The sequence below is a fragment of the Methylobacterium sp. C33D genome, from assembly GCF_053345825.1.
The window spans coordinates 1-6,537 of record NZ_JBKFAV010000082.1 but is presented as its reverse complement, the minus strand read 5'-3'; the positions used below and the strand labels follow the sequence as shown (position 1 = coordinate 6,537).

Here is a 6,537-nt window from a genome sequence, read left to right as displayed (position 1 = left end):
GGAGCGGCGGCCTGAGCCTCGGCGGCCTTGGCAGCGCCGGCCGCCGCGGCGGCGGCGGCCGCAGCGGCGGCCTTGCGTTCCTCGTCCTCGCGACGGCGGGCCTCGGCGGCCTCGCGCTCGCGGCGGGCCTGCTCCTCGGCCTCGCGGCGGCGCGCCTCGGCCTCGGCTTCCGCCTTGCGGCGGGCCTCGGCCTCGCGGCGCTGCGCGTCGGCGGGGGCGGCGGCGCGGGCCGCGCTCTCCTGCTCGCTCAGGGTGCGCAGGACGACGCCCGAGGCGGCGCGCTGCGCCGGCCGCGGGGGCGGCGCCGTCGGTGCGGGGGCTGCCGGACGCGGAGCGGGGGCAGGCTCACGGGCAGGGGCGGCCGGCGCCGCACCGATGACGCGGCGCTTCACCGTCTCGACCACGACCTGCTTGGAGCGGCCATGGGAGAAGCTCTGACGCACGGTGCCCGCCTCGATCGGCCGCTTGAGGCCGAGCGGCTTCGGGGAAGTCCGGTTCAGAGTCTTGTCGCCCGGGTTGTTCGTATCGCTCATTCAGCCTGAACCCTGAGGGTTTCCATCGTCCCGTGAACCGACACCCGGTGGCGCCGGTCAAAATAGTCCTGCGTCGTCAACGTGAGGCTTCGTCGATCCCGCCGATTCGGGCTGGATCGGGCTCCCCGGTCGCCGCGGCGGCGCCCTCGAAGGAGCGTAGCCGACGCCAACGCGACAGGCAGCCGGCGGCTCCGGCTCCTGCGACGAGCGCAGCGTGTATCACATGATCCCGACCTAAGGCCATGTCCAATTCGTCCTCGGACAGGTCATCGATGATCGGGATCCTTGACATGGCGTCACCGTGGCGCCTGTGCAAGGCCGACGCGATCTTGCGCCGGCCGTCCGGGCTCGCCTCGGCGGCGTGGATCACCGCGATCGCACCGGGCTGGCCGCCGATCGCGGCTTCCACCTTGGAGAAGCCCGCGACCACGCAGCCCGCCTTGTTGGCCATGGCGATGGCCTGCCGGAGATCGTCCCGCAGTCCTGCGGCGATCCGGTCCGGCAGGTCGGGGGCGGCCGGCGTCGGCCCCTTGAACGCCCGCGAGAACAGGTTCTTCCGCACGGCGGTCGCGACCGCCTCGCGCCGGGCGCTGATCCAGGCGCCGCGGCCCGGAAGCTTGGCGCGCAGGTCGGGCACGACGCTGCCGTCCGGCCCGCGCACGAACCGGATCATCGCGTCCGGCGCCTGGGCGACGCGCGTCACGATGCAGGTCCGCTCGGGCAAGCGGCGGCCGGGGCCGGCATCGAGCCCCCCGGCATCCAGCCCGTCCTCGGGCGAAGTCGTGTCGACCGCGACCATCGCGCCTCCGCGTCCGGCTCTCGGCTCAGGCCCCGGCCTGCGCGGGGGCGGTCTCTTCGCCCTCGGCCGCCTCGGCGCCCTCCTCGGCCCCTTCCTCGGCTTCCGGCTCCGGCAGGGCCTCGATCCAGCCCGCTTTGAGGCGGGCGGCCATGATCAGGGCCTCGGCCTCGGCGCGGGACAGGTCGAACCCGTCGAGGTAGCCGGCGTGGCGGACGGCCTCGGGGCCGCGGCCCTCCGTGTAGCCGACGAGGTCGTCGGTGGCGCAGCCCGCCAGATCCTCGACGCTCTTCACGTCGTTCTCGCCCAGCGCCACCATCATGGGCGTGGTGATGCCGTCGATCTCGCGCAGCTCGTCGGACACGCCGAGCTCGGTGCGGCGCGCGTCGTGCGCCTGCTCGATCCGGGCGAGGTGATCCTGGGCGCGGGCCTGGATCTCGGTGCCGGTCTCCTCGTCGAGCCCCTGGATGCCGGACAGCTCATTGAGATCGACGTAGGCGATCTCCTCGACGTTGCGGAAGCCCTCGGCCGCCAGCAGCTGGCCGACGGTCTCGTCGACGTCGAGCGCCTCCATGAACACCTGGGTCCGCTCGGCGAACTCCTTCTGGCGGCGCTCCGACTCCTCGGCCTCGGTGAGGATGTCGATGTCCCAGCCGGTGAGCTGCGAGGCGAGGCGCACGTTCTGGCCGCGGCGGCCGATCGCCAGGGACAGCTGGTCATCCGGAACGACCACCTCGATGCGGTCGGCCTCCTCGTCGAGCACCACCTTCACCACCTCGGCGGGCTGGAGCGCGTTGACGATGAAGGTCGCCTCGTCCTCCGACCACGGGATGATGTCGATCTTCTCGCCCTGCAGCTCGCCGACGACGGCCTGCACGCGCGAGCCGCGCATGCCCACGCAGGCGCCGACCGGGTCGATGCTGCCGTCGCGGGAGATCACCGCGATCTTGGCGCGGGAGCCCGGATCGCGGGCCACCGCCTTCACCTCGACGATGCCGTCGTAGATCTCCGGCACTTCCTGGCCGAACAGCTTGGCCATGAACTGCGGGTGCGAGCGCGACAGGAAGATCTGCGGGCCGCGGACCTCCGAGCGCACGTCGAACAGGTAGGAGCGGATGCGGTCGCCCGGGCGGAAGGTCTCGCGCGGGATCATCTCGTCCCGGCGCACGATGCCCTCGCCGCGGCCGAGGTCGACGATCACGTTGCCGTACTCGACGCGCTTGACGATGCCGTTGAGGATCTCGCCGATGCGGTCCTTGTACTCGTCGAACTGGCGGGCGCGCTCGGCGTCGCGCACCTTCTGGACGATGACCTGCTTGGCCGACTGGGCGGCCACGCGGCCGAAATCGAAGGGCGGCAGGGTGTCGGAGATGACGTCGCCGACCAGCGCGCCCGGGTTGTAGCGGCGGGCCTGGTCGAGGGTGATCTCACGGGCGTCGTTCTCCACCTGGTCGACGACCAGGAGGTGGCGCGAGAGGCGGAGCGCCCCGGTCTTCGGGTCGATCTCGGCGTGAACGTCGGTCTCGGCGCCGTAGCGGGAGCGGGCGGCCTTGGCGATCGCCTCCTCCATCGCGTCGATCACGATGGAGCGGTCGATCACCTTCTCGCGGGCGACCGCGTCGGCGATCTGGAGGAGTTCGAGCCTGTTGGCGCTGACGACGGCCATCGGTGTCGGTCCTTCTCTTCCGTCAAATCTTCGGGCAGGCCGCCGGGCGGCCGGCACGGGGGTCTCAGTGCAGGGAGTCGCGGTCCTTGAGCCGCGACGCCTTGGTCACGATGGGCTTCTTCGGGCCGGTCCGGGCCTGCTTCTGGGGCTTGCCGGCGGGGCTGGCCTTGCGGGGACCCTTCGGCTGGAAGGGTGCGCGCGCCGGCGGCGGCGCGCTCTCCGCGGCAGCCTCCTCGTCGTCGGCCTCCTCGTCGTCCTCGTCCGCGGCGGCCGGTCCGCCGCGGCGGAGCGACTCGCGGATCAGCGCGTCGGTGAGGACGAGATGGGCCTCCGCGAGGTCCTTCAGCGGCAGGTCGATGCGGCTCGGCAGCCCTTCCTTCACGTCGGGCAGATCGATCGGGACGGTCGTTCCCGTCGGGTCCGGCGCGCCCAGGATGCCGCGGAAGCGCTTGCGCCCGTCCAGCGGCGGGCTCAGCTCGACCTTGGCCTCGTAGCCCGCCCAGCGGGCGAAGTCGGAGACCCGCACCAGCGGCCGGTCGATCCCCGGAGAGGAGACCTCCAGGTTGTAGGCGCCGCCCACTGGGTCGTCGACGTCGAGGATGGGCGAGATCGCGCGGCTCACCGCCTCGCAATCGTCGATCGTGAAGGTGCCGTCCGGCCGCTCCGCCATGATCTGCACGGTGCAGCCGTTGACGTTGGACATCCGCACCCGGACCAGCCGGAAGCCGAGGCCCGCGAGCGGTCCCTCGATCGCCTGCGCGACGCGCGCGGCGATTCCGGCCTCGCGGACGAGGCGCTTCTCGGACAGATCCGCTTCAATCTCGGACGACATGGGTGTTCAGCGCGCAACCTTCGCGGGGTTCTGCCTGGCCGCCCGCGGCGCGGGGCCTCGTGCGGCGAGAGGGCGTGCGGCGAAAAAAAAGAGCGGACCCGGTGGGGCCCACTCCCGAACCGCAGCCTCTCGACCGCCATCAGAACTGTTGAGAGCTAGATAGCGGCCCTCGGCCCGGAGCGCAAGGCGGATCCGCCGCGCCGCGCAACCCCGCCCGTCCCGACCTCCGCTCATCCTTCGACGCCCGCTTCGCGGTCATCTCAGGACGAGGGGATCGGTTGAAGATCGGCCGCGTTTCAGCCGCTGCGCGGCACCCGCCCCTCCAGCGGATAGGCCGGATCGTTGTAGCCCGGCGTCGTCGGATGCCCCGCGGCCACGAACCCGTCGACCAGCGCCTCGTCCTCCGGGGTGAAGGCGTAGTCGAGGGCGCCCAGATATTCCTGCCACTGCGCCTCGGTCCGCGGGCCTGCGATCACGCCGGTGATGAGTCGGTTGTTCAGCACCCAGGCGGTGGCGAACTGGCCGGCCGTGATGCCCCGCGCCTCGGCGTGCTCCTTGAGCGTACGGGCAATCCGCAGGGATTCCGGACGCCACTCGGTCTGCATCATCCGCGTGTCCTGCCGCCCGGCGCGCGACTCGGCCGGCGGCGGCGCGTCGGGATCGTACTTACCGGTGAGCACGCCGCGGGCGAGCGGCGAGTACGGCACGACGCCGAGCCCGAAATGCGCGCAGGCCGGCAGGTGCTCGGTCTCGGGCATGCGGTTGAAGGCGTTGTAGTAGGGCTGGCTCACCACCGGCCGGTCGATCCCGGCCTCGTCGCAGAGCCGGCAGATCTCGGCGACCCGCCACGAGCGGTGATTCGAGACGCCGAAATGGCGGATCTTGCCCGCCCGCACGAGGTCGGCGATCGCCCGCACCGTCTCGGCGAGCGGCGTGTCGTGGTCCTCCTTGTGGAGGTAGTAGATGTCGATGAAATCGGTGCCGAGGCGGCGCAGGCTGTCCTCGGCGGCCTTCATCACGTGGACGCGCGAGAGGCCGCGGTCGTTGACGCCCGGCCCGGTCGGGTTGGCGACCTTGGTGGCCAGGACCCAGGCGTCGCGCTCGGCCTTGATGGCCCGGCCCGTGATCTCCTCCGAGCGGCCCTCCGTGTAGACGTTGGCCGTGTCGATGAAGTTGATGCCGGCCTCCCGGGCGCTGGCGACGACGCGGCCGGCCGTGGCCTCGTCGGTGGGGCCGCCGAACATCATCGTGCCGAGACAGATCGGCGAGACCTTGAGGCCGGAGCGGCCGAGCGTGCGATACTGCATGGGATCCATCCAACGTCCGTCGTCCCGCTATCTCGCCGCGGGAACGGCGCGGTCAACCACAACACAGGTCAACGCCGCCCTGTAACCGGCGCGCGGCCGCGGCGAACCGACCCGTGACGGCACCGATGGCTCGGGCAGCCGTTCCCGCCGGTGGCCCGTTCCACCGGCGCGGCGCCGGCGTAAACCGCGAAGCTTCCGTTCGGACCCATGATCGATCGCTTGGCCGCTCCCCTCGGCATCCCCCTCCCCTGGCTCGACCGGGCCGGCCGCCTCTCCTGGCTGAAGCTCGCGGTGTTCGCGGGCTGCGTCGCGCCCGCGCTCTACCTCGCGGCCGCGTACCGGCTCGACGCCCTCGGGGCGAAGCCGATCACCGCGCTGATCCACGCTACCGGCGAGTGGGCGGTGCGCTTCCTGCTCTTCTCGCTGGCGATCTCGCCGCTGCGCCGCCTCGCGGACTGGCCGAAGGTCCTCGTCGTGCGGCGCATGCTCGGCGTGACCGTGATGGCCTACGCGGTGGCCCACCTCACCCTCTACGCCGTCGACCAGAACCTGATCCTCACCAAGGTGATCTCGGAGATCGCACTCCGGCTCTACCTGACGATCGGCTTCGTGGCCCTGATCGGCCTGATCGCCTTGGGGCTGACCTCCACGGACGCGGCGATCCGCAACCTCGGCCCGAACTGGAACCGCCTGCACCGCCTCACCTACACGATCGCCGTGGCGGCCCTGGTCCACTACTTCCTGCAGTCGAAGATCGACGTCACCGACCCGGTCTTCTCGGCCGGCCTGTTCCTGCTGCTGATGGGCTGGCGGGTGATGCGGCGTTTCCAGTGGCCGGAGCGGCCCTGGTCGCTCCTCCTCCTGGCGATCGCCGCAGGGCTCGCGACCGCCGGGCTGGAGGCCGCGTGGTACGGCCTCGCCAGCGGTGTGCCGGCCAACCTCGTCCTCGCCGCCAACCTGGACTTCTCCGGCCCGATCCGGCCGGCCTGGTGGGTGCTGGCCGTCGGCCTGTCGCTCCCGCTGGTGGCGCTCGTGCGCGGCCCGAAGGCCCCGATACCGGGCAGGCGACCGGCCCAGGCGGCCCGCCGGGAGCCTATCCGAGAGCCCGTCCGAGAGCCCGTCCGAGAGCCCGTCCGAGAGCCCGTCCGAGAGCCCGTCCGAGAGCCCTTGTCGCCGTCGGCCTGATGCCGCAGAACCCGCTCCCGGTCCTCCGCCGCCGGCGGCCCCGGGCCCAGCGGAGCTTTCGAGACGCCATGCGCGGCACGCCTCTCCTGATCGCGGGCTTGCTCGCGCCGACCCTCGCCTTCGCGACGCCCGCGAAGCCGGCCGCCAAGGCGGCGCCCGCCGCGCCGCCCCCGTCCGCCGCCGCGCCGGCCGTCGCGGCCTGCACGCCGCCCGAGCCG

Annotated in this window: 6 protein-coding genes; 1 reads left to right on the top strand and 5 read right to left on the bottom strand. The window is 72.4% G+C overall.

Annotated features, from left to right (window positions below):
- The 5 genes from ACLBXO_RS31290 to ACLBXO_RS31270 form a co-directional block, all read right to left on the bottom strand.
- On the bottom strand, positions 1–533 hold a 533-nt coding region (locus tag ACLBXO_RS31290), incomplete at its 3' end, for a translation initiation factor IF-2 associated domain-containing protein (RefSeq protein ID WP_447687855.1).
- A gap of 76 nt (positions 534–609) precedes the next feature.
- A complete protein-coding gene (locus ACLBXO_RS31285) occupies positions 610–1,332 on the bottom strand; it encodes an RNA-binding protein (protein ID WP_331313433.1) in 723 nt (240 codons plus the stop codon).
- 25 nt (positions 1,333–1,357) lie between these two features.
- Complete coding sequence (nusA, locus tag ACLBXO_RS31280; RefSeq protein ID WP_331313432.1) at positions 1,358–2,995, bottom strand: transcription termination factor NusA; 1,638 nt, start codon at positions 2,993–2,995, stop codon at positions 1,358–1,360.
- A 64-nt stretch (positions 2,996–3,059) separates the two neighbouring features.
- Positions 3,060–3,827, bottom strand: coding sequence for a ribosome maturation factor RimP (gene rimP, locus ACLBXO_RS31275; RefSeq protein ID WP_447687854.1), 768 nt, complete (start codon positions 3,825–3,827; stop codon positions 3,060–3,062).
- Between the two features lie 296 nt (positions 3,828–4,123).
- Positions 4,124–5,134, bottom strand: a complete 1,011-nt coding sequence (locus ACLBXO_RS31270; protein ID WP_447687853.1) for an aldo/keto reductase — start codon at positions 5,132–5,134, stop codon at positions 4,124–4,126.
- Between the two features lie 207 nt (positions 5,135–5,341).
- On the opposite strand from ACLBXO_RS31270, the gene ACLBXO_RS31265 reads away from it, so the two are divergent.
- On the top strand, positions 5,342–6,319 hold the full coding sequence (locus tag ACLBXO_RS31265; protein WP_331313429.1) for a protein-methionine-sulfoxide reductase heme-binding subunit MsrQ: 978 nt from the start codon (positions 5,342–5,344) through the stop codon (positions 6,317–6,319).
- The last annotated feature ends 218 nt before the right edge of the window (positions 6,320–6,537 follow it).